Genomic DNA, 22,725 nt, shown 5'->3' on the forward strand with positions numbered 1-22,725 from the left:
TTATGCAAACGTTTGCGTTATTTAAAAAAATACTGTTAATTTGTTCGAAATTTCCGAAGAATTTGAATTTACGTTCGAAGACAGCAAGCATGTGTAATTTAAATTGTAGAAAAAAATGAAGAAAAATTACTTGAAGGTTTTAACATATAATAATTTGTATGTTTAGGTTTTTTAAGAAGAAACCCAAAGTATATTCCAAAATTGAAAATCATATTTTTGGAATAATTAGTGAGTTGTTAAAAGTTAGCGCTACCGACATCAATTGTGATGAATTAGGAGGGAAATATTATTTAAGTAATGAAGAGCAACATTTTAAAGTCACTATATTAGGGAATGATAATGTAATACGATTGACGAATACACGTGATTCTGTTGCTGAAAAATATGATAAAATTTTTGTTGAAGATGTTTTGAAAGCTGTAAAAGAAGAAAAACACCGCAGAATGGAACTGGTGTACGATTCTATTACAAACAGTATAGAAAAAATGGCAGAGCGTTTACATAATACTCTTATTGAATCAAATGAGCAGGATAATCAAATAGTTCGCCAGCTTGAAACAAAACATAATAAAAATAAGAAAGTAAATTTCAATTGAGATTTGTTTTAAATATTTAGATATAAAAATCCTCCTATAATATCATTTCATCATAGGTAAGTATCGTTTCATATCCTTTTGAAGCAAAATATGCTGAAGGATTTTCTTTTGAAACTACCATTACAAAATCACCTCCCCAGGCGCCAAGGCTTTTTACTACTCCATTAAAATCTGAAAAAACATTTTCTTTAATCGTTCGTGTTTCTAAAATATCACTTAAATGAATTTCATGCTTTTCGAGAGCTGATGCAAATTCTTTTACTGTTTTAGCATTTAAAATAGCTTCGGTGATTTTGTTGTTTTCTACAATGCTTTTGGTTAAATGTTCATTTTTGTTATTATAGTAGGCATTAATAGCAGTTTTGCTGTTTTGTTTTTTATTAAGGTAGATAAAATAAATATTCTCTTTAAAATCAGGATTGAAATGAGTAATTTCTACAATAGGTAAATTCTGCTCTAAATGATATACAATCGGTGTATTATTTTGAGCACATGCAATATCGTAACCACTACCTCCAAAACTGTTTTTGAGTAATGTAAAAGCATCAATTTTAGTCCATTGCGCTATATTGTTTAATAAAGTTGATGATGTCCCCAGTCCCCAGTTTTTAGGAAAAGTAAGCTGAGTACTGATTTTGTAACCCTCAGAAGAATTAATAAAATCCGGATTTAGAATATAAGCTTCGTGTAAAATATTGATTAGCGTTGTTTTTACAGTTTCTATTTTAGTTACAGGGTTGTTTATGATTTCAGAAAAAGTAATAATGTCTTCAAACCAAAGACGATTGTCATAGTCGTAACTTTTCCAGGTAATTTCCTGATTTATGCCATCTTCAACAATTAAATTTTGACCAAATTTCGTAGGTAATGCAAAAGCTCTGGCGCCGTCAAGAACTAGGTATTCGCCTGTGATTAAGAGTTTTCCGTTACTGTAAAAGGTTGTTTTCATGCTTTATTTTTTAGCCCCGATGGTAACGGTATCCTTTTGTGGCGGGGTTCGCCACAAAAGATATAGTGAACAGCGGGAATAGCTCCTGAACAATAAAAAAGGTATTCAGGAGAATGTATTATTTTCTTAAATTTTCAATAAACGCCACTACAGCACTGTGTGAGACAACATTTTTCTTGAAATGTGTTTTAATTAAATGTCGTTCTTCTTCGTTGGCTTCAAACTGGTTAATGATATTGTTCAGATGCATTTTCATATGGCCTTCCTGGATTCCGGTCGTTGTCAACGAACGTAACGCGGCAAAATTTTGAGCTAAGCCTGCAACGGCAACTATTTCCATTAGTTCTTTGGCTGAAGGTTTTTCGAGAATCTCTAAGCATAATTTTACTAACGGATGTAATGAAGTCAGACCACCGACAGTTCCTAAAGCTAATGGGATTTCTAACCAAAAAGTAAAGATTCCATTTTCGATTTTAGCATGAGATAAACTTGAATATTGTCCGTTTTTTGAAGCATAGGCATGAACACCTGCTTCTACAGCTCTAAAATCATTTCCGGTGGCAAGGATCACTGCATCGACACCATTCATGATGCCTTTGTTGTGTGTTACTGCCCTAAAAGGTTCAACTTCGGCAATTTGAACTGCCTGTACAAAACGTTGGGCAAATTCCTGAGGATTAGAAATATGTTTTTCTGTTAAGTCTTCGACTGGACAGGAAACTTCAGCTCTGACAATGCAATTTGGGACGTAATTAGACAAAATGCTCATTACAACCTGAATATTTAAATCAGAATTTTGAGCTTCTTCTTTTAAAGTTGTTGCAAATTGTTCCAGACATGAATTGATGAAATTTGCTCCCATGCTGTCTTTGGTTTCAAAAGTTGCATGCAGCTGAAAATAATTATCAAGTAAATTCCTTTTGTCTTTTAGCTGTATATCCAGAATTCCACCGCCACGCTGTTGCATATTTTTGGTAATGTTTTGCGTATCGGAGAAAAATTTCGGTTTTATTTGGTTGAAGAATGATTCTAATTTCTCAGCATCTCCGTTAAAAGTAAAATGTACCTGGCCTATTTTTTCGGTATCAATTACTGTTGCTTTAAATCCGCCACGGGTTGCCCAATATTTTGCTGATTTTGAAGCAGCTGCAACAACAGAACTTTCTTCAATTGCCATTGGGATGGTTTTATATTTTCCGTTGATTAAAAAATTTGGGGCAACTCCAAGTGGAATGTATAAATTGGTGATCGTATTTTCTATGAATTCATCATGCAGCTGCTGAAGCTTTTCATCTGAATTCCAGTAATTTCTTATTATATTAAGTGCCTCTTCGGGGTTTGAAAAATATTCTTTGGCAATCCAGTTTATTTTTTCTTTTTTGGATAATTTAGAAAATCCGGCAACAGCGTTGTTCATTCTCAGTATATTAAATAATAATGTTGCGACAAAGATACCAATTTAAGAGTTTTGTTTATAATCTATTTAGAATTTGGAAGGCGATAAAATATTATTTTTTTAACATTTAACAGTTAAAATGTGTATTATGTTTATTTTTTTCACTAAAATTGAACTCTTTTTTATATTTAAATTAAATGCTAATGAATACAAGTAAAATTACTCTTGTTCTTTTATTTTTGGTTGCTACTGTTTTTGGACAACAGAAAATAACTGTCGAAAATATTTACAGTGGGGCATTTCGTGCTAAAGGAATGGATGAATTGCAATCGTTAAAAAATACGGATCAATACACCGTTTTAAATGTTGACCAGGCCAGCAGAAGTATGCAGATTGATTTGTATGATTTTGCAACACTAAAAAAAGTATCAAATTTAATCGATACTAAAAATTACAAGGAACTTGCAGACGGAATAGACAGTTATACGTTTGATGCTTCCGAAAAAAAGATTTTGATTGCTTGTAATACAAATCAAATCTTTCGCCACTCTTTTACAGCAGATTATTTTTTATACGATATAACTGCTAAATCACTAACCAAACTTTTTGATTTTCAGGTTCAGGAGCCAACTTTTTCACCTGATGGGTCGAAAATTGCTTATGCAAAAGAAAATAATTTATACGTTTATGATGTTGCTTCAAAAAAATCGACTGAAATTACATCTGATGGAAAGAAAAATGCAATCATAAATGGTATTACGGATTGGGTTTATGAAGAAGAATTTGCTTTTGTCCGGGCTTTTGACTGGAGTAAAGACAGTAAAAAACTGGCTTATATTCGTTTTGACGAAACTGCAGTTCCTGAATTTTCAATGTCAATGTTTCACAAAGATTTATATCCGACAATTGAAACTTTTAAATATCCTAAAGCGGGAGAGAAGAACTCAGAAGTTTCATTACATATCTGCGATGTGGCTAATAATGCAACTAAAAAAGTTGATTTAGGGAATTATAATGACTTTTATATTGCAAGATTACAATGGACAAATGATAATAATGTTTTATCGGCACAGGTTTTAAACCGCCATCAGGACAATCTTGATTTGTTATTTATAGATGGTACAACGGCAGCTGCGAAAGTAATTTTTAATGAAAAAGATAAAGCTTATATTGATGTTACTGATAATTTGACATTTTTAAAAGACAACAGCTTTATCTGGACAAGCGAAAAAGATGGTTTTAATCATATTTATGTGTATGATAAAACAGGAAAGCTTAAAAATCAAGTCACAAAAGGAAACTGGGAAGTAACTTCATATTACGGTTTCGACGAAAAATCAAAAACTATTTTCTATCAGTCTACAGAAAATGGTTCAATTAACAGAGCTATTTACAGAGTTGGATTAGACGGAAAAAATAAAGTAGCTTTATCTAAAAATACAGGAACTAATGTGGCGACTTTCAGCCCTAATTTCCAATTCTTCATTAATACTTTCTCCAGTGCTTCTCAGCCTACAACGTACACTTTAAATGAGTCAAAAACAGGTAAAGAACTACAGGTTATCGAGAACAATCAGGGACTTTCAGCTAAATTAAAAGGTTATAATTTGCCTGTAAAAGAATTTTTTGTTTTAAAAACATCAAAAGGAAACGAATTAAATGCCTGGATTTTAAAACCAAAAGATTTTGATCCTTCAAAAAAATACCCTGTTTTCATGTACCAATATTCCGGTCCGGGTTCACAGCAGGTAAATAATGATTGGAATAATACTGACGATTATTGGTTTCTTTCACTTACTCAACAAGGTTATATTGTAGCTTGTGTAGATGGAAGAGGAACTGGTTTTAAAGGTGCAGATTTCAAAAAAATGACACAAAAAGAATTAGGAAAGTACGAAGTAGAAGATCAAATTGATGCAGCAAAAGTAATTGGGGCTTATCCTTACGTTGATGCTTCGAGAATTGGAATTTTCGGATGGAGTTACGGCGGATTTATGGCTTCTAACTGTATTTTTCAGGGGAATGATGTTTTCAAAATGGCAATTGCAGTTGCTCCGGTAACAAATTGGCGTTTTTATGATAGTGTTTATACAGAAAGATACATGCAGACGCCACAGGAAAATGCAAGTGGTTATGATCAAAATTCTCCAATAAATCATGTTGATAAGTTAAAAGGTAAGTTTTTATTGATTCACGGATCTGGGGATGATAATGTTCATGTGCAAAACTCCATGCAGATGATGGAAGCCTTAATCCAGGCAAATAAACAGTTTGATTCTCAGATATATCCGGATAAAAACCACGGTATTTACGGCGGGAAAACGAGAATTCAGCTTTATAATAAAATGACGAATTTTATCAAAGAAAATCTATAAAACAACTCTAGTTAACTTTAAATAAACAACAAAATATGGGAGAAACTCAAGTAAAATCGGCGCATCCAAAAGGACTTTGGGTATTGTTCGGAACGGAGATGTGGGAGCGGTTCAATTTTTATGGAATGCGGGCTTTATTAACTTTATTTCTTGTGAACTCGTTATTAATGAAGGAAGAAGAAGCTTCCTTGATTTATGGAGGTTTTCTTGGGCTTTGTTATTTAACACCAATGTTAGGAGGTTTTATTGCCGATCGTTTTTTAGGTAATAGAAATTGTATTTTGTTAGGCGGATTAACAATGGCTGTTGGACAGTTGTTATTATTTACAAGCGGCAGCATTTTTGGTTCTAACTTAGGTCTTGCAACGACTGTTATGTATTGCGGATTAGGTGCTATTGTTTTTGGTAATGGATTTTTTAAACCAAACATTTCCAGTATGGTGGGAAGTTTGTATCCAAAGCAAGAGAAGACAAAATTAGATACAGCTTTTACGATTTTCTATATGGGAATTAATATGGGGGCCTTCTTAGGTCAATCTATTTGTCCGTTATTAGGAGATGTTGTTGATAGAGGTGGTGTTAGGGATATTCACGCTTTTAAATGGGGATTCCTGGCAGCTTCAGGTGCAATGTTTGTAGGGACTGTTCTTTTTTACTTTTTAAAAAATAAATACGTAGTATCTCCGGAAGGAAGACCATTAGGAGGTTTGCCATCTAAAAATGTAGCAGCTGATTTTGAAGAAGGAGAGGCTCAAAAGGCTAATTTTTCTCCAAAAGCATTAGTTGGTGCAGGAATTGCATTTTTAATTTTAGGTGTAATTTTTCATTTTGTTTTTGGACAGAATTTAATTTATACATTAATCTATTCGAGTGGTTTGGCTTTGGCCGGATTGATTATATCTGATACATCATTGACAAAAATAGAAAGAGATAGAATTATTGTAATCTATATCGTTTCTTTCTTTATTATATTTTTCTGGGCTGCGTTTGAACAGGCTGGTTCATCATTAACTTTTATTGCTAATAATCAGACTGATAGAAATTTCTTTGGGTTTCAAATGCCACCATCAATGGTGCAAATATTCAACGGATTGTTTGTAGTTGTAATGGCTGTTCCTTTTAGTATTCTATGGGATTATTTAAGGGCAAAAGACAGGGAGCCAATTTCGCCAGTAAAATTAGCAGTTGGTCTGGTTCTTATTACAATTAGTTTTTTCATGATTGCAACTCAGGTTTCATACATTGGAACTTCAGGATTGTTGTTGGTTAAATGGCTTATTTTATTGTATTTCTTAAATACTTGTGCGGAGTTGTGTCTATCTCCAATCGGATTATCTTTAGTTGGTAAATTGTCTCCAAAGCGTTTTTCTTCTTTATTATATGGAGTATTTTTCTTGTCGAATGCATCAGGTTATGCTTTGGGAGGAACTTTAGGCTCAATTTTACCTGCAACTGGCGATAAATATAAAAAAGCGCAGGAATTAGGAATTGATTTACAAGCAGTTTTAGATAAAAAGATTACATTAACTCCAGCTCAGTTGGAATTATTGGATAAACATCAGATAAGTGATCATTATCCTGATTTTGCAGGTTTTATAATTCATAACCTATATGAGTTTTTCATGGTATTTGTTGTTATTACAGGACTTGCAGCATTGATTTTATTTGCATTGACTCCATTCCTGAAAAAAATGATGCATGGTGTTAGATAATTTAACGGAATAAAAATATACTAAAAGCATCATCTTTGAATTAATTGAAGATGATGCTTTTTTATTGATGTACTTAAAATAATAATAAATGGAAGAAGGTTTAAGTTTAGAACAAATACAAAATTTTAAAGGAAAATATCCGAAGCAATTGTGGTATTTGTTTACTGTTGAAATGTGGGAGCGATTTTGTTTTTATGGGATGCGGGGCGTTTTAACCTTTTTTATGGTAGATCAGCTTTTACTTAAAGATGAAGCGGCTAATTTACAATATGGTGCTATTCAGGCATTTGTGTATGCTTTTACTTTTGTTGGAGGAATTTTTGCAGATAAAGTTTTAGGGTTTAAAAAGTCATTATTTTTTGGAGGAATTGTTATGATTTTGGGGAATTTGCTTATTGCTTTTGCTCCACAACATTTATTTTATTATGGTTTGGCATTTTCTATAATTGGAACAGGTTTTTTTAAACCCAATATTTCTTCAATGGTGGGAGAACTCTACCATGAAAGTGATCACAGAAGAGATGCAGGTTATGGAATGTTTTATGCCGGAATTAATATCGGCGGTTTTTTTGGAGGAATCCTGTGTATCTATTTAGGGAAATATTATTCCTGGCAACTGTGTTTTCTTTCGGCAGCACTTGTCATGATTTTTGGATTGTTGACTTTTTTGTTTACTAAAAAACATCTTGGGCCTATTGGAAATTCTCCATTGTTGCATTTAGAACCGAATAAAAGGAAAATTAAAGAAATAGCTGTTTACTTAGGCTCATTATTAAGTATTCCTTTTATTTTTATCATGGTAAAAAATACAGATTATACAGATTATTTTATGTATACGATTGGTATAATTGCTATGATTTATTTTATATACGAAGTGATAAAATTAGGAGATATAAAATTGCAAAAAAAGATGATTGCAGCTTTTACGTTTATTTTCTTTTATTTAGTATTTAATGCAATTTATGAACAAAGCGGGGGTTCGTTGTCGTTGTTTGCCAAAGATAATTTAAGTTACAATCTACTTGGATTTACCATTGATCCCAATGCTGTAAACAATAGTTCAAATACATTATTTGTTGTTATTTTTAGTCCTTTGGTTGGATTGCTTTGGCTTTGGCTGGCTAAAAAGAAGATAGAACCTAATACGCTGATTAAATTCGGGATTGGATTTTTGTTTTTAGCAGCTTCTTTTTATATTTTCTATTACACTAAATTTTTTGCAGATGTTAACGGAATTACTTCCCTGAATGTGTTCACATTTGCTTATTTGGTGACAACTCTTGGGGAGCTTTGCCTGGGGCCAATCGGAATGTCAATTATTACGAAACTGTCTCCAAAAAGATTATTCGGAATGATGATGGGATTATGGTTTTTGGCAACTGCATTTGGGCAGTTATTTGCAGGAAAACTTGGTGCAGAAATTTCTAAATCGAATACAGGAACTACTTTAATGTCTAAGTTGCAGTCATACACAGACGGGTATTATCAATTGGCTGTTTATTCGTTGGTTGCCGGTGTGATTTTAATAGCAATTTCTCCATTTATTAAAAAATTAATGCAGGAAGTAAAATAGACGACATTTTGAAGTTGTTTTTTTGTTTAAATTTGAAAAAAATTAATGACATGAAAAAAATATTTATAATAGCATTTTTTATAATAGGTTCATTTGCTGTTCAAGCTCAAGGCTCGAGCGTAAGCGAACAGGCGAAGCAATTAAATTGGCATACAGATGTAAGAGAAGCAATAGCTGTTAGTAATAAAGAAAAAAAACCGTTGCTAATGTTTTTTACAGGAAGTGATTGGTGTGGTTGGTGTATTCGTTTACAAAACGAAGTTTTAAAAACACCGGAGTTTCAAAAGTGGGCTGCTGAAAATGTAATTTTAGTAGAGTTGGATTATCCAAGAAGAACTGCTCAGACACCTGAAGTAAAAAATCAAAATGCCGAATTACAGCAGGCTTTCGGGATACAAGGATTTCCTACAGTATATTTTACGAATGCAGAAAGTAAAGATGGTAAAGTAAATTTTAAAGGTCTTGGTCAGACGGGTTATGTTGCAGGCGGTCCAAAAGCCTGGTTAGCAGTTGCTGACGGAATAATTAAATCTCAAAAAATGTAATATTTTTTCAAATAAATAAAGAAAACCTCACAATGAAAATTGTGAGGTTTTTTTGTTTAGTAAGAAAAGTATTTGTTAATTTCCTGGTTAGATTGTGGAATATTTTATTTTAATAAAATATTGTAAATAAAAAAACATATTATGTAATTTTAGTGCTAAAAAATCTTGCACAATTAAAATATATTGTTAATTTCGTTTTGCTAACTAAACCAAATTTACATGTTATGATTAAAAAACTACTTCTGCTAATTTTCTTTTTAGGGTCAATTTCTTTCCAAGCCCAAAATATAGTTTGGAAGACCAGTATGGATGCTGCTATTGCTGCAAGTAATGAAGAGAGTAAACCAATGTTGATTTTTTTTACTGCCTCAAATGCTCCAAATAATCTCCAAAATGAAGTTTTTAAAACACCGGATTTTGCAGTTTGGTCAAGAGATAACGTCATTTTGGTCAAATTAGATTTATCTGATATTAATACATCAGATGGTGATAAAGAACAAAATATCAAACTTAAAAATGCATTTGGTGTTGAAAATTTACCTGAAGTTTGTTTCGCCAGTGCTTCAGTCAGAAAAAACAAAACTACATTTCAGGCACTTGGTAAAATTGGTTATGTGCCAGGAGGTGCTAAAGTATGGATATCTGAATCAGAGGCTATTTTGCATCCAACGGAGTAAACTTTTAATTTAATTTATAATATCCTTTTTCATTCGTGGAATGAAAAGGGATTTTTTGTTTCATACAAGTCGTTTTCCAATATTTTTGAATGGAGTAAGAATTAGACGCATCGGCAATAATTATTTTAGGATGCAAATTTTTTATAATGCGTTCCAGATTAATTTTTGGAGATTCAATCAATAGTAAAATATCAGGTTGCTTATCTTTAAGGTAAATCCCGGTGCTGTCAATAATAGAGATTCTTTTTTTATTAAAAAATAAAATGTTTTTAATTTTTGTTTTTTTCTTCACATTACTAAAATTACCAACCAAATAAGAATTTATAATGCTGTTTTTTGATGTTTTTTTTAAAAGATCATCATTGCAAAAAAGGTTAATGTCTTTTCCGTTTCTTTCAGTGATAATTGTTTTTTTCTTTACATTGTAAACAATCATTTCCTGTTGAGTCTGCATTTCTTTTTTTGTATATATAAAGGAAAGTTGTAATATGATTGTTGTGCTTAAAACGCCAATCAACTTTAAATAATTAGGCTTTTCCAGCCATATAAACGTGAAAATGATCCATAAGTAAAATGCAAATAAGTAGTAATTATTGAAACTGATTTCTCTTATCACAAATGAATCAAAGGACGCTACAAAATGTATGAGCTTATTTAAAATATAAATACTTTTTTCAAATATTTGAATTAAAAATTGTGGAGGTGCAATAAAAACGGCCAGAATCATTACGATTATTCCAGCAATCATGATAAAAGATAAAACCGGAATAATAATAAGATTGGTTACAAAAAAGAGTCCCGGAAATTGATGGAAATAATATAGGCATAGTGGCAGAGTGCCAATTTGTGCTGAAAATGAAACAGTTAAAGCATTCCAGATATTAATAATAATTTTATTTTTCGGATTCCATATGCTTTTTAATATTGGTTGTAGCCAAAGAATGGAAAACAAAGCAAGATAACTGAGTTGAAAGCCAATATCAAACAAGAAATAAGGTTCGCAAAGTAAGATCAATAGAATAGAAACTAATAGTGTATGGTAAATATTACCATTTCTGCGTAAATGATTTCCAATTGCCAAAAATGAAAACATAACAACAGAACGCAATACACAGGGAGATAAACCTGATATTATGGCGAATATAATCAGTGAAATTAAAATAACAATTAATTTTATGAAAGAACCTTTTCGTGTATTCGGTATGGGTTTTAAAATAAATGAGATAAATAACATTATAAAACCTACGTGTAATCCTGAAACTGAAAGTATGTGTGTAGCGCCTGAAAATTGATAATCCTGAATAATATCAGTTGATATTTCTTGTCTTTGTCCAAGAATAAGGGCTAAAGCTACATTCATTTCATTCGAATTAAAATGACTTTTTTCAAGATTATGTATTATCCGGCAATGTAATTTTGCGGTATAGTACCAGATATCTTTTTTTATTATTCGGTTAACACTTATTTCTGATTTTACTGCATAGATCTGTGCATAAATCTGTTTGTCTTTTAAGTATTGGCTGTAATCAAATTGATTAGGATTTTTAGGCGTACTATTATGCTGTAAAATAGTTTTTAAACGAATGATGTTTCCAATTATAAGTAAATTGGGAGTTTTATCCTTTTGAATGTTTAAGATAATTTTTCCTGAACAGGATTTTTTTCCGATTTGATTAAAAACAGCAATATACCTATCGTTATAATCGTTGCTTTTTAATTTCTCATTTAGGGTAAGCGTTACAAATTGAGATTTTTCAAATGCTTTTTCAAAATGTATATAATTGGTTCTCTGTAAAGATTCCGTATGAAATAATAAAGTTATTGCCCCAATAAAAAAAGAAAAGCAACAGGAGAGTATGCCAAATAGGATTTTGTTTTTTTTATATGAAAAAAAGGTAATCAAAAAGAGAATTGTGGTAATCGTAAGGGCTGAGATAACAATAAATATTTTCGGTTGAAAATAATAAGAAATAATAATGCCGGTTATAAAACTGATTGTAATTTTTGTTAAAGGAAAATTTAATACTTTCATGGTTTAAAAGTATTAAAAATTTGTAAGAAAAACGCTAATTTTTAAAATTATTCAATAATTCGATTAATTTGAACAAATGAATTTTTATAATACGGTTCTTTTGTAGAAGAAATAATCACACCTTTTGAAGTAGAAGAATGTATAAATTTTATTTCTTCACGACTGATTTCAGTAATAAGTCCAACATGATTAATCTGTTTACTGTTGTTGGTTTTAAAGAAAATTAAATCTCCTTTTCTGGCATCATCAACTTTGATTAACCTTCCAATTTTTGATTGTTCATAAGAAGTTCGGGGTAGTTTTATGCCTTCTGATTCAAAAGTAGAGAATACTAATCCTGAACAATCGTATCCATTTTTGGTTGTGCCCGCAGCTTTGTAACGAATACCAATATTATCAGTAGCCGTTTTAACCAAATTATCTACAACATATTTAGTCTCTCGTTTTGTTTCTTTTTTATTTACAGTTGATGATCCTGATTTGCAGGAAGCCAAAAGTGTGGTGAATAATATAAAAAGAAGTATTTTTTTCAAAACGAATCTATTATTTTAAATCGGCGACAATAAGTTTTGCTGTTTTTTTGCTTGCACCTGTTCCACCTAATTTTTGTTCTAAAATATTGTAATTATTTAATAGTTTTTGACGATAATCAGGTTCTAATAATTTTTGTAATTCTTCTTTAATTCGTTCTGTATTGCATTCATTTTGAATTAATTCAGTTACGACCTCTTCGTCCATAATTAGATTAACAAGCGAAATGTATTTTAATGTAATAATACGTTTTGCAATTTGATATGAAGCCCAGCTTCCTTTATAGCACACTACTTCGGGAACTTTAAAAAGTGCAGTTTCTAATGTCGCTGTCCCGGATGTTACTAATGCAGCTGTTGAGCAACGAAGTAAATCATAGGTTTTATTTGAAATAAATTGAATGTTTTTATTTGAAATAAACTTTTGATAAAACTCAAAATCCTGACTTGGAGCACCAGCAATTACAAATTGATATTCTTTAAAATCGTCAACAACGCTAAGCATTACACTCAGCATTTTGGTGATTTCCTGTTTACGGCTTCCCGGTAAAACAGCTATAATCGGTTTTTCGCTCAATTGATTCTCTTTTCTGAAAACAGTTTCATCAAAAACGGGCTGATTATGAATAGCATCAATTAATGGATGCCCTACAAATTCGACAGGAAAGTGATGTTTGTCTTCGTAAAAACTTTTTTCAAAAGGTAAAATCACAAACATTTTATCAACATCATTTTTGATTGCTGTAATTCTATTTTCTTTCCAGGCCCAAATTTGAGGCGAAATATAATAATGTGTTTTGTAATGTAACGCTTTTGCCCATTTAGCAATCCGCATATTAAATCCCGGATAATCAATAAAAATTAAAACATCCGGTCTGAATTCTAAAATGTCTTTTTTGCAGAATTTAATATTATTTAAGATAGTTTTCAAATTAAAAACCACTTCTATAAATCCCATGAATGCCAATTCACGATAATGCTTAACTAAAGTACCACCGGTTTTTTGCATTAAATCACCGCCCCAAAAACGAATTTCCGCATGAGGATCTTCCTCATATAAGGCTTTCATTAAATTAGACCCGTGAAGATCTCCGGAAGCTTCACCTGCAATAATGTAATATTTCATACGTAGCTAATATTTCTTTTTTATATCACACAATTCTAATATTAGGAATTATAGTGATTTTAGATCGTGGTTTTGAGAATTTGCCTTTGATTTGGTAAAGGTCAAAATTGCGACACAAAGATAAGATTTAAATTAGCAAAGTCGAAATTGCTAAAACAATGACAGCCAGAATGATTCCGCTGGCCATATATTCTTTATCTTTTTTTAATAAGATAGCAAAAACGGCAAGATCTAAAGTTGTGCCTAACGTTATTACTTTTCCTAAATAGCCATTTTCTTTTATAGTTTGAATTCCGGAAGAAATATCAAATTTGGTAAAGAAAGTAATAAACATATAACTCCCAAGTAAAGAAGTGAAAATCCCGATTATAAAACCTAAAAAAATGTCTTTTTTATTCATAAATTCCAGCTGTTTAATTGTTGAATAGCATGATGTGCTGTTAAATCAAATTGAACAGGTACCACAGAAATGTATCCGTTTTCCAATGCCCATTCATCGGTGTCGTTTCCTTTGTCCTGATTAACAAATTCTCCGGAAAGCCAATAATAATCCTTTCCAAATGGTGTTTGTCTTTTGTCAAATTTTTCTACCCACAGTGCTTTTGCCTGACGACAAATTTTAATGCCTTTAATTTCTTTTTCCTTCAATTTAGGAAAATTAACATTTAAAATAACTCCTTCCGGTAATTTTTTTTCAAGGGTCTCTAAAACTATTTTTTTAATGAAAGACTTTACAGGTTCAAAATCAGCATTCCAATTGTAATCTAATAGCGAAAAACCAATAGCTGGAATCCCTTCAATTCCGGCTTCAACAGCAGCACTCATGGTTCCGGAATAAATTACATTAATTGAGGAATTTGAACCATGATTAACTCCTGATACACATAAATCAGGTTTTCTTTTCAAAATTTCATTGACTGCTAATTTTACGCAATCTACAGGAGTTCCGGAACAGCTGTATTCTGTTATAATATCGTTTTCTTTCGAAATTTTATTTAAATACAAGGTGCTGTTTATTGTTATGGCATGGCCCATCGCACTTTGAGGTTTGTCCGGAGCCACAACAATGACTTCGCCAATGGTTGCCATAACATTTATTAAGGCTCTTATGCCGGGAGCAGAAACACCATCATCATTAGTGACTAATATTAAGGGTTTTTGGTTTTTCATAAATTAGGATTAATTACGAATATAGATTTTTCAGAACAAATGTAGGTACAGATTTTCTTAGAATACTAACAAATAAATTAAAATTTGTCAACTAAATTATCTAAGTTTTTAGTGATCCAAAGATTTTTATATCTTTAACAAAAAATTATAGTAGACTTGGCTTTTTTGGCTCGGTTTTTACCATAACTTAGATTAAAAAATTGATGAATGCTATTATTAAATTTATGAAACGAAATTATAAAATCCTCATAGCCATATTATGTTTGTCTGTAACCTTATTTGCATTCAAAATAAATGCAGATAAAACAATAGATCCAGACCCTAATAAAGATAAAATGCTTTTAGAATTACTGGCATTTGTTATCGAAAAAGGGCATTACAGTCCTCCGCCTATAGACGATACATTCTCTAAGGGGATTTTTAAAGATTATATTGATGCATTAGATCCTTCTAAGCGTTTTTTCCTGCAGTCTGATATTGATGAGTTTAAGCAATATGAGTTAATGCTTGATGATCAGTTCATTAATAAAGACCTGACGTTCTTTAATCTTACCTATACGAGATTGATGAAACGTATGGAAGAAAGTAAAAAAAGATATAAAATTCTTTTAGCGCAGCCGTTCAATTATAATATTGATGAGACTTTTAATGCAGATTATGATAAGATTCCTTATGCAAAAAATACTGCAGAAATAAATGAAAGATGGAGAAAACAAATTAAATTGTCTACGCTTTCATCTCTTGTAACAAAACAAAAGTTAGAGGAAGATAAAAAGAAAAATGATCCGGCATATAAAATGAAATCTTTTGAGGCTTTAGAAAAAGAAACACGTGAAAGTTCACAAAAATCGTTAGACGATAATTTTAGTTTAATAAAAGATTTGGATAAAGAGGATTGGTTTTCTGTTTATGTAAATTCAATTATGGCTCGTTTTGACCCACATACAAGTTATTTTGCTCCGGAAGAAAAAGATCGTTTTGATGTAAATATCAGTGGTAAACTAGAAGGAATTGGTGCTCGTCTGACTAAGAAAAATGATTTTACTCAGATAGATGAATTGATTTCCGGAGGCCCTGCGTGGAAAGGAAAAGAATTGGAAGCAGGAGATTTAATATTGAAAGTGGCACAAGGAAATGAAGAACCTGTAGATGTTGTAGGCATGCGTCTGGATGATGTTGTGAAAAAAATCAAGGGACATAAAGGTACTGAAGTCAAACTTACAGTGAAAAAAGTTGATGGAAGCATAAAAGTAATTTCAATAATCAGAGATGTTGTCGAAATTGAAGAAACTTATGCAAAGTCAAGTATAGTTGAGAAAAATGGACTAAAATACGGGGTGATTTATTTACCTAAATTTTATATCGATTTTGAAAATAAAGACGGAAGAGATGCCGGTAAAGATATTGCTTTAGAGGTTGAAAGACTTAAAAAAGAAAATATAAACGGTATAGTGCTTGACGTTCGTGATGATGGAGGAGGTTCACTTTCTACAGTAGTCGATATAGCAGGATTATTTATTGAAGAAGGACCAATTGTTCAGGTGAAATCAGCTGGAAAAAAGAAAGAAGTCTTATATGATAAAGATAAAAAAATTGAATGGGACGGACCACTTGTAATAATGGTAAATAGTTTTTCTGCATCAGCTTCAGAAATTTTAGCCGCAGCAATTCAGGATTATAAACGTGGTGTTATTATTGGCAGTAAACAAACTTATGGAAAAGGTACTGTGCAAACAGTTATTGATTTAAATCAGTTTGTTCGTAATAGTGAATTTGGAGATTTTGGAGCCTTGAAAGCTACTGCCCAAAAATTTTATAGAATTAATGGTGGTTCGACTCAGTTAGAAGGTGTGAAAAGTGATATTGTAATGCCTGACCGTTATGCATATTTAAAAATGGGAGAGCGTGATATTGATAATGCAATGCCATGGGATAAAATAGATCCGGCAGAGTATAATGTATGGAGCTCTAATGAAAATTTTAATCAGGCATTGACAAATAGTAAATTGAGAATTGCCGGGAATCCTCAATTTAAATTAATTGAAGATAATGCAAAATGGATTGATGTTAAAAGCAAAGAAAATACATATAGCTTAAATATTAAAAACTTTAAGGCAACGCAAGAACAAGTAGAAAGCGAAGGAAAAAAATACAAACCAATTGCGGATTATAAAAATAATTTGGTTTTTAAATCTTTGCCTTATGAAGAAGTTGAAATGGCTAATGATGGAGTTTTAAAAGAAAAACGCTCAATTTGGCATCAGGCATTATCTAAAGATGTATATGTTGAAGAAGCTTTAAATGTTTTAGATGACTTGCAGACTAAAGGTAATTCAAGAAGCGCTATTACTCCTAAAATGAAAAGAGATAAGTTAGCAAAATCATAATTAAACAAATAAGATCAAACGTTCCATAATCAAAAATTTTGGAACGTTTTTTTTTTTGAATTTTATTGAAAATATGAAAAATTATATCATTTTTGGTTTGATTAGTCTGGTGCTTTTTTCATGCAAAAAAGATCAGAATGAAAAAAAAGAAATAATTCAGGGAACAAATACTTTTGTCGGGCAATATCAAAATACAACTGAGTCTAAATTTTCAACAAATTACTTGCCGATATCGACAACACATCAAATTATAAAACACGATTATTATACACTTTCATATAATGAAAAATTTGAACAGGCTGAATGGGTAGCATATGAGTTGAAAAAAGAATATTTAAAAAATAATGATTTTAAAAGGCCTTATTTTATTGAAGATCCAAAAGTGACAACTGGTTCAGCTGATTGGAGAAATTACAAAAAGTCAGGTTATGATAAAGGTCATCTTTGCCCTGCAGGTGATATGGAATTTGATGAAAAAGCTTATAATGATACTTTTTATACATCGAATATTTCACCACAAAAGCACGATTTCAATAGTGGGATTTGGAATAGAATAGAACAAAAAACGCGCTATTGGGCAGGAAAATATAATGATATTTATGTTGTGACAGGTGGGGTTTTGAAAGATTCAGATAAAAAAATAGGAACAGAAGAAGTTGCTGTTCCTAAATATTTTTATAAAATCATTTTAGCTAAATCAGGAAAGGAAAATAAGGCAATTGCTTTTTTGGTTCCGAATGAAAATAGCGATAAGTCAATTTATGATTTTGTAGTTCCTATTGAAACTATCGAAAAAATGACGAAAATTGATTTCTTTCCTAATTTAAAAAATTTAAAAAGCAGTAAGGACTTTTAAGTTGGCAATTGTTGTTATTGGATTTTCTGCTTTAAAAACAAAGCTTCCTGCAACCAAAACATCTGCTCCGGCTTCTACTAGTTGCTTTGCATTTTTATTAGTAACACCACCATCAATTTCGATAAGCGTTGAAGCATTTTTACGTGTAATTAAAGCTTTTAGTTTTTTTACTTTATCGTAAGTGTTCTCTATAAAGGATTGTCCTCCAAAACCAGGATTCACACTCATAATACAAACCAGGTCGATGTCGTTAATAACGTCTTCTAACAAGTCAATATTGGTGTGAGGATTAATAGCTACTCCTGCTTTCATTCCTTCTGCCTTGATGGCTTGTAATGTTCTGTGCAAATGTGTGCAGGCTTCGTAATGTACACTTAAAATATTTGCGCCTAAGTCAGCAAAAGTTTTAATATATCGATCAGGATCAACAATCATTAAATGTACATCAATTGTTTTTTTGGCATGTCTTGAAATTGCTTCTAAAACCGGCATTCCAAAAGAAATATTAGGAACAAAAACTCCATCCATAATATCAATGTGAAACCAATCAGCCTCGCTGTTATTGATCATTTCGATATCTCGTTGTAAATTGGCAAAATCAGCTGCTAAAACAGAAGGAGCTATAAGTGTATTCTTCATTGTGTAGTTGTTTAATGTAGAGGCACACAGCAGTGTGTCTAGTAGTTTGTTTTTTGCAAAGGTAATTATAAAAAATAAAAAACTCCGGTAATCAGCCGGAGTTTCAATCATCAATCAAAAAACGAACAGTCAATCAAACTGTTGTTTACTGTATAGTTGAAAGTCAAATGTCTTAAAGCCAAAAGACCTTAGACTTTAAAAACTTTCTAACTTTAAGGTTTATTAACCTAAATAAGTTTTAAGAATTTTACTTCTTGAAGTATGTTTTAATCTGCGGATTGCTTTTTCTTTAATCTGACGTACACGTTCACGGGTTAAGTCGAAAGTTTCTCCAATTTCTTCTAATGTCATTGGGTGTTGGTCACCAAGACCAAAATATAAACGAACAACATCAGCTTCTCTTGGAGTTAATGTTTCTAATGAACGCTCAATTTCAGTACGTAATGATTCGTGGATTAATTCTCTGTCCGGGTTTGGAGATTCTCCAGAACGTAATACGTCATAAAGGTTAGAATCTTCACCTTCAACAAGAGGTGCATCCATAGATAAGTGACGGCCAGAGTTTTTCATAGACTCTTTTACGTCATTTACGGTCATGTCAAGTTCTTTTGCAATTTCTTCAGCAGAAGGTGGACGCTCATTAGATTGTTCTAATAAAGCATACATTTTGTTGATTTTATTGATAGAACCAATTTTGTTTAATGGTAAACGTACAATACGTGATTGCTCAGCCAAAGCCTGAAGAATCGATTGACGAATCCACCATACAGCGTAAGAAATGAATTTGAAACCACGAGTTTCATCAAAACGTTGTGCTGCTTTAATTAAACCTAAGTTTCCTTCATTAATTAAATCTGGAAGAGTTAATCCTTGATTTTGATATTGTTTAGCCACCGATACTACGAAACGTAGGTTGGCTTTTGTAAGTTTTTCTAAAGCTCTTTGATCACCGGCCTTTATTCTTTGTGCTAATTCTACCTCCTCATCAGCGGTAATTAGGTCAACTTTTCCAATTTCTTGTAGATATTTGTCTAACGATGCAGTTTCACGATTGGTTACCTGCTTGGTGATTTTAAGTTGTCTCATGTTGTTGTCTCCCTATTTTTTAAAGTGTACAAATGGTTATACGTAAGAAGTGTCTAAAAAGTTACAACGGTTTAGAAAAAAATAAAAATTCCCATATCAGATAGGATTGAAACGGAAATTTTTATTTAATAATTAGAGTTTTAATTTGAAGTTGAATCTTTCACTTCAATAATTTCTTTTAAAGAAACCGGCAATCCATTGTTTGCGAAACCTTCAAGTCTTATTTCATATGTTCCGGAAAGATCCGAAGTGTAAAATGAATTATTGCTTTGGCTATTTAACTTAACTTCCGGATTCCAGAATAATTGATTTCTAAAATCAGGAATTCTTGCGTTATCAGCTAAGTTACTATATTCGATTTTGTTGTATGTTTTTTTTGGTTGCGGTCTTAACACAATAGGTTTTGCTATTGAACTTCCGCTTTGTGTGCTCTTAAAATCCTTATCAAACGTGGTAAAACTAATTAAACCATTAAAAGATTTTGAACCTGCATAATATCTTCCAACGATAACATCAATTTTATAAATATTTTTCATGCTATAATTAATCAAATCATTTTGATTTTCTAAGTATAATCCATCAACCAAAACTAATGCAGGTTCAGGTAATTGAGGAAAAACACTTGGATCATTTACATGCAGATATAGTTTATCATCTTTTTGTTTGTGATAAATCTCTGTAGTAACTTCAGTTATAGTTTCTTTTAAAGTTTTAAATCGGGTAAAATCGTCTAAAACATACTCTTTAGCAAGAGGATAGTAAAAAGTTTCAAGTGTTGGTGTTTTCTTAATATTATCTGCCTTTTTATGATAATATGCATTTTCAACCTGACTGGAAATCGATCTGTCTAAAAGACTTTCTTTAATGGCGTATGATAAATTTTTGTTTTGCCCATAAGATAATTGTGCATAGTCTATTGCAGGCGCATTGTTTACTATCAAGTCGTAATTGGAGGCTTTTTCATCAATAATCTGAACAACGATATCTGGCGTATAATAAGTTTTGCTTATATTGAAAATAAAATTTCCGTCATGATCTGTTTTAACTACTTTAAAAGCAAACGATTTGCCAGGAAGAGATAAACAAACGCTCACGTCTTCAATTTTAACATTATTATTTCTTGACAAAATTTTTCCTGAAATAATTTCTCCTCTAAGTTCAGGTAAAATTATTTTTTGGTTATTCTGTAAATCCAATACTATTGGATAGGATAATTTTTCGCTAAAATCTATAGCAGAGATTTGACTTTTTGATGGGATGTTGTCTAGTTTTCTTACTGACAAAGAATAATTCCCATTTTCGAAAGTCACATTTGAAGATTCAATTTTTAAATCGACTAATTCACGATTTGTAAATGTTTTTTTATTGAATTTAAAACTGATGTTTTCATTAGTGGTGCTTGTTTTTATAGGCGTATTTTCAGTATTGCCTAATGCTTCAGCATTCACATTTAAAATATTTTCACCTAAATCTTTTTCTGTTGTTTTATAAGGATTAATGATATTGATGTCTATTTGAAATAGTTCAGAAACGCGTTTGTTAAGCATCCAGTTAGTGTAACCAATTAACTTATAGTTTCCGGTTTTTAAAGTCGTAGGAATAAAATAATCACCCTGACCATTTGCATTTTCTAAGGAAATTTTAGTCTTAAAAACTGATTTTTTATTGTTGTCTACAAGTTCTGCATAAGCAACTTTACTAATATTACTTGGCGTTTTGTCTGTTGCTTTTAAACAATAAATTTTATACAATAAAGTTTCACCCGAAACAAATGTAGTAGCATTGGCGTGAATGAAAACAGTTTCATCTAAAGTGATGGTTTGTTGTGCGCTGCTGAATTGTGTACTTACGAGTACAAACAATACAATTAGGTGTTTTATTCTGTCCAAAATGGTGGTATTATGTTAGATGAAAATGATGTACAGTCCCCGCATTCTACTGGTGCCATAATATAGTCTATTTCAGGATTTAAAAAAAAATACGTTATACTATTACTCTTCAATCCATTAATTAATGCATACCCCATACAAGGAGGATCTCCAAAACCAAAACAAAATTTGTAATTAGATAATGTACAGTCAGTGAAGTATGGAGGAATTTCTTCTCCTGGAAATAAGTCTTTATAATTGAAAAATATTCTTTTCGACGACGCAGATGAAACATCAAAAAAGCCTATTACTTTTTCATCATTATTAGTTAGACATTTAATATTACCATTAAGTATGCCAGGCTGTCTTGGTGATAAAACACTAGCATTACTTGATATTTCTTTCATTATTCTATAAAAATTGTAAGATTCAAAATTTTGTACATACTGTGTCACAAGTATGCTATATCGATGACTAATAATATAGTTTTGATCACTAATGAATCTTACGGGAAAATTCACTCTATCTTCATTTAAATTTACAGTATTTGTTAAAATTATATCATTTGATTTTTTGGTAGTGTAACAGGTTTTAGTATTTAGGGAATTTTCTTCCAAGGCAATTTCTTGTGGACCAATTACAACTGCTTTTTTATCACTCCATCTTGGAGTAATTATTTTGTAAGTTTCTTCATATTTATATCTGTAATATTTTGAAGTGTTTGTGGGGTCATAACTTTTTATATTTATTTCTACACCTCTTCCTTCATTTTTGTTAACAATCTCTGGGTTAATACTTTCTATTTCGTTTTCTGTAGTTAAATTTTGGTTTGATGATTCATATCTTTTTCCATTGGAGGTAATGATATTAAGTTTATATAGTGTGTTGGGTTCCGCCTGAAATTCATTTTCAGAGACATAAATTCCGGATTCTTCATTAAATATATAATTATTACCCTTGTTGTCATAAACATTTACACTTGCTCCAAGTTCTACTTTAACATCTTCATCTTCAAACTTAGATGTCTTAGTAATTTTTATCTCTTGTTTTTTTAGTTCGTTAGTTATCGTTGCTTCTACGACTAATAATTCTTCATAATTATTGGTTTGTAAATTATATGTTTCACTACAACCAACAACAATTGAACTTATAATCAATAATAGAAATGTTTGATATATATAGATGGTTTTTATTTTTTTTAAATCCAT

At 31.3% G+C, this 22,725-nt stretch carries 19 protein-coding genes; 8 read left to right on the plus strand and 11 right to left on the minus strand.

Annotated elements, in window-relative coordinates; translation table 11 throughout:
* Nucleotides 1-158: 158 nt before the first annotated feature.
* A complete protein-coding gene (locus tag PMI10_RS03895) occupies nt 159-596 on the plus strand; it encodes a hypothetical protein (RefSeq protein WP_007804714.1) in 438 nt (145 codons plus the stop codon).
* A 34-nt stretch (nt 597-630) separates the two neighbouring features.
* Here PMI10_RS03895 and PMI10_RS03900 read toward each other — a convergent pair whose 3' ends face one another.
* On the minus strand, nt 631-1,545 hold the full coding sequence (locus PMI10_RS03900) for a GYDIA family GHMP kinase (RefSeq protein ID WP_007804715.1): 915 nt from the start codon (nt 1,543-1,545) through the stop codon (nt 631-633).
* 118 nt (nt 1,546-1,663) lie between these two features.
* Complete coding sequence (locus PMI10_RS03905; RefSeq protein ID WP_007804718.1) at nt 1,664-2,962, minus strand: hydroxymethylglutaryl-CoA reductase, degradative; 1,299 nt, start codon at nt 2,960-2,962, stop codon at nt 1,664-1,666.
* 182 nt (nt 2,963-3,144) lie between these two features.
* Here PMI10_RS03905 and PMI10_RS03910 point away from each other — a divergent pair, with 182 nt between their 5' ends.
* The 5 genes from PMI10_RS03910 (at nt 3,145) to PMI10_RS03930 (ending at nt 9,823) form a co-directional block, all read left to right on the plus strand.
* Nucleotides 3,145-5,316, plus strand: coding sequence for a S9 family peptidase (locus PMI10_RS03910; protein WP_007804720.1), 2,172 nt, complete (start codon nt 3,145-3,147; stop codon nt 5,314-5,316).
* A 35-nt stretch (nt 5,317-5,351) separates the two neighbouring features.
* On the plus strand, nt 5,352-7,028 hold the full coding sequence (locus PMI10_RS03915) for a peptide MFS transporter (RefSeq protein WP_007804723.1): 1,677 nt from the start codon (nt 5,352-5,354) through the stop codon (nt 7,026-7,028).
* A gap of 88 nt (nt 7,029-7,116) precedes the next feature.
* Nucleotides 7,117-8,601, plus strand: coding sequence for a peptide MFS transporter (locus tag PMI10_RS03920; RefSeq protein ID WP_007804725.1), 1,485 nt, complete (start codon nt 7,117-7,119; stop codon nt 8,599-8,601).
* 50 nt (nt 8,602-8,651) lie between these two features.
* Entirely contained in the window at nt 8,652-9,146 is a 495-nt protein-coding gene (locus PMI10_RS03925) for a thioredoxin family protein (protein ID WP_007804728.1), read from the plus strand.
* Between the two features lie 224 nt (nt 9,147-9,370).
* Nucleotides 9,371-9,823, plus strand: a complete 453-nt coding sequence (locus tag PMI10_RS03930) for a hypothetical protein (RefSeq protein ID WP_035631337.1) — start codon at nt 9,371-9,373, stop codon at nt 9,821-9,823.
* Nucleotides 9,824-9,827: 4 nt separating this feature from the next.
* On the opposite strand, the gene PMI10_RS03935 is transcribed toward PMI10_RS03930, so the two are convergent.
* The 5 genes from PMI10_RS03935 to surE all read right to left on the minus strand — a co-directional run bounded on the left by PMI10_RS03935 (nt 9,828) and on the right by surE (nt 14,681).
* Complete coding sequence (locus PMI10_RS03935; protein ID WP_007804732.1) at nt 9,828-11,855, minus strand: ComEC/Rec2 family competence protein; 2,028 nt, start codon at nt 11,853-11,855, stop codon at nt 9,828-9,830.
* Between the two features lie 47 nt (nt 11,856-11,902).
* Complete coding sequence (locus tag PMI10_RS03940) at nt 11,903-12,388, minus strand: C40 family peptidase (protein ID WP_007804734.1); 486 nt, start codon at nt 12,386-12,388, stop codon at nt 11,903-11,905.
* Between the two features lie 10 nt (nt 12,389-12,398).
* The gene (lpxB, locus tag PMI10_RS03945; protein WP_007804737.1) at nt 12,399-13,511 is read right to left on the minus strand and encodes a lipid-A-disaccharide synthase; all 1,113 of its coding nucleotides are present in this window, start codon (nt 13,509-13,511) and stop codon (nt 12,399-12,401) included.
* A 127-nt stretch (nt 13,512-13,638) separates the two neighbouring features.
* Nucleotides 13,639-13,911 carry a hypothetical protein gene (locus tag PMI10_RS03950; protein WP_007804739.1) on the minus strand — a complete coding sequence of 91 codons (273 nt, stop codon included), beginning with the start codon at nt 13,909-13,911 and terminating at the stop codon, nt 13,639-13,641.
* Nucleotides 13,908-14,681 (minus strand): 5'/3'-nucleotidase SurE, encoded by a 774-nt coding sequence (surE, locus tag PMI10_RS03955; RefSeq protein ID WP_007804741.1) that lies wholly within the window; start codon nt 14,679-14,681, stop codon nt 13,908-13,910. Before surE ends, PMI10_RS03950 begins: the two co-directional genes overlap by 4 nt.
* Before the next feature lie 203 nt (nt 14,682-14,884).
* Between surE and PMI10_RS03960 the strand changes: the two genes are divergently transcribed.
* Nucleotides 14,885-17,068: a carboxy terminal-processing peptidase gene (locus PMI10_RS03960; RefSeq protein ID WP_007804743.1), complete on the plus strand. Its 2,184-nt coding sequence runs from the start codon at nt 14,885-14,887 to the stop codon at nt 17,066-17,068.
* Between the two features lie 73 nt (nt 17,069-17,141).
* Nucleotides 17,142-17,924 (plus strand): DNA/RNA non-specific endonuclease, encoded by a 783-nt coding sequence (locus tag PMI10_RS03965; protein WP_007804746.1) that lies wholly within the window; start codon nt 17,142-17,144, stop codon nt 17,922-17,924.
* Here PMI10_RS03965 and rpe read toward each other — a convergent pair.
* From rpe to PMI10_RS03985, 4 genes are all read right to left on the minus strand, one after another.
* Nucleotides 17,901-18,563 carry a ribulose-phosphate 3-epimerase gene (gene rpe / locus PMI10_RS03970; RefSeq protein WP_007804748.1) on the minus strand — a complete coding sequence of 221 codons (663 nt, stop codon included), beginning with the start codon at nt 18,561-18,563 and terminating at the stop codon, nt 17,901-17,903. The genes PMI10_RS03965 and rpe overlap by 24 nt on opposite strands.
* A 222-nt stretch (nt 18,564-18,785) precedes the next feature.
* On the minus strand, nt 18,786-19,649 hold the full coding sequence (locus tag PMI10_RS03975) for a sigma-70 family RNA polymerase sigma factor (protein WP_007804760.1): 864 nt from the start codon (nt 19,647-19,649) through the stop codon (nt 18,786-18,788).
* Nucleotides 19,650-19,789: 140 nt separating this feature from the next.
* The gene (locus PMI10_RS03980) at nt 19,790-21,538 is read right to left on the minus strand and encodes a hypothetical protein (protein WP_035631338.1); all 1,749 of its coding nucleotides are present in this window, start codon (nt 21,536-21,538) and stop codon (nt 19,790-19,792) included.
* Nucleotides 21,526-22,725, minus strand: coding sequence for a DUF4249 domain-containing protein (locus PMI10_RS03985; protein WP_007804763.1), 1,200 nt, complete (start codon nt 22,723-22,725; stop codon nt 21,526-21,528). The genes PMI10_RS03980 and PMI10_RS03985 overlap by 13 nt, the downstream gene beginning before the upstream one ends.

It is taken from the genome of Flavobacterium sp. CF136, from assembly GCF_000282055.1.
Lineage (GTDB): Bacteria > Bacteroidota > Bacteroidia > Flavobacteriales > Flavobacteriaceae > Flavobacterium.

Coding starts and splice junctions, on each gene's coding strand:
- PMI10_RS03895 (WP_007804714.1), top strand. CDS start 159: ATGTTTAGGTTTTTTAAGAAGAAACCCAAAGTATATTCCAAAATTGAA.
- PMI10_RS03900 (WP_007804715.1), bottom strand. CDS start 1,545: ATGAAAACAACCTTTTACAGTAACGGAAAACTCTTAATCACAGGCGAA.
- PMI10_RS03905 (WP_007804718.1), bottom strand. CDS start 2,962: ATGAACAACGCTGTTGCCGGATTTTCTAAATTATCCAAAAAAGAAAAA.
- PMI10_RS03910 (WP_007804720.1), top strand. CDS start 3,145: ATGAATACAAGTAAAATTACTCTTGTTCTTTTATTTTTGGTTGCTACT.
- PMI10_RS03915 (WP_007804723.1), top strand. CDS start 5,352: ATGGGAGAAACTCAAGTAAAATCGGCGCATCCAAAAGGACTTTGGGTA.
- PMI10_RS03920 (WP_007804725.1), top strand. CDS start 7,117: ATGGAAGAAGGTTTAAGTTTAGAACAAATACAAAATTTTAAAGGAAAA.
- PMI10_RS03925 (WP_007804728.1), top strand. CDS start 8,652: ATGAAAAAAATATTTATAATAGCATTTTTTATAATAGGTTCATTTGCT.
- PMI10_RS03930 (WP_035631337.1), top strand. CDS start 9,371: ATGATTAAAAAACTACTTCTGCTAATTTTCTTTTTAGGGTCAATTTCT.
- PMI10_RS03935 (WP_007804732.1), bottom strand. CDS start 11,855: ATGAAAGTATTAAATTTTCCTTTAACAAAAATTACAATCAGTTTTATA.
- lpxB (WP_007804737.1), bottom strand. CDS start 13,511: ATGAAATATTACATTATTGCAGGTGAAGCTTCCGGAGATCTTCACGGG.
- PMI10_RS03950 (WP_007804739.1), bottom strand. CDS start 13,911: ATGAATAAAAAAGACATTTTTTTAGGTTTTATAATCGGGATTTTCACT.
- surE (WP_007804741.1), bottom strand. CDS start 14,681: ATGAAAAACCAAAAACCCTTAATATTAGTCACTAATGATGATGGTGTT.
- PMI10_RS03960 (WP_007804743.1), top strand. CDS start 14,885: ATGAATGCTATTATTAAATTTATGAAACGAAATTATAAAATCCTCATA.
- PMI10_RS03965 (WP_007804746.1), top strand. CDS start 17,142: ATGAAAAATTATATCATTTTTGGTTTGATTAGTCTGGTGCTTTTTTCA.
- rpe (WP_007804748.1), bottom strand. CDS start 18,563: ATGAAGAATACACTTATAGCTCCTTCTGTTTTAGCAGCTGATTTTGCC.
- PMI10_RS03975 (WP_007804760.1), bottom strand. CDS start 19,649: ATGAGACAACTTAAAATCACCAAGCAGGTAACCAATCGTGAAACTGCA.
- PMI10_RS03985 (WP_007804763.1), bottom strand. CDS start 22,725: ATGGATTTAAAAAAAATAAAAACCATCTATATATATCAAACATTTCTA.